This window comes from Microvirga aerilata (assembly GCF_016743775.1).
GTDB lineage: Bacteria > Pseudomonadota > Alphaproteobacteria > Rhizobiales > Beijerinckiaceae > Microvirga > Microvirga aerilata.
The window spans coordinates 1-860 of sequence record NZ_JAEQMY010000329.1; the positions used below are offsets into that span (position 1 = coordinate 1).

Here is an 860-nt window from a genome sequence, read left to right on the forward strand (position 1 = left end):
ACCTTTCAGGCGCTCTCCTACGAGCGGCTGCAAGGCGCCTTGTCGGATCTGTTCGGGCTCACGCTCAGCCAGGGTGGGCTGATGAACCTGCTGCGGCGGGCGCAGGGGTGCTTTGCCGAGGGGCAGGTCAGCGCCGTCTCGTCCCTTCGCCGGGCCGAGGTGATCGCATCAGATGAGACGGGCGTGCGCATCGAGGGCAGCAACGCCTCACACTGGGTCTTCCACAGTTCGCAAGCTGTCGTGCATCATGCCTCCCCGACACGAGCTGCCTCCGTGATCCGGGAGATGATGGATGGCCATCACCCGGCCGTGTGGCTCTCCGACCGCTACACCGCCCAGCAGGGGCATGGGGCCGCGCACCAGACCTGCCTGGCGCATCTGGCGCGGGATGTTGCCTATGCGATGGAGGTCAGCGCTGATTCGGTGCCCTGGCGCCTGCAGCTCTGGCTCAATGCGGTCTTCGCCCTCTCGGAACGGATCACCTCTCTGGCTGCCTCCACGCTCTCAGCCAAGCGCCGGACGCTGGAGCGGCAACTGGCCGACATCCTCGCTGCTGCGAGTTCCTGTGACCTGAGCCGAGCGCTTCAGGCCAAGATCAGCCGGGCTCGAGATCAGCTTCTGACCTTCCTTGATCATCCTGGGCTGGTCGAGGCCACCAACAATGCCTGCGAACGAGCCCTCCGCCCAGCCGTGGTTCAGCGCAAGGTCACCAACGGCTACCGCGCCATGTGGGCCGCTCAAGGAGAGGCCGCAATCCGCACCGTCGTCGATACCGCCCGCCAAGCAACCGGCGCCACCGTCTTCGGCACCATCCTCCCAACCGTCAGGGCCTGAAGTCCACCTCGCTCAAGGCGTGGGTA

The 860-nt window shown here is 66.2% G+C and carries 1 protein-coding gene; it reads left to right on the top strand.

From position 1 onward, the window contains the following. Positions 1-834 (top strand): IS66 family transposase (tnpC, locus tag JKG68_RS32645; protein ID WP_202066612.1); only part of this gene is annotated, 834 nt, incomplete at its 5' end. Positions 835-860: the final 26 nt, after the last annotated feature.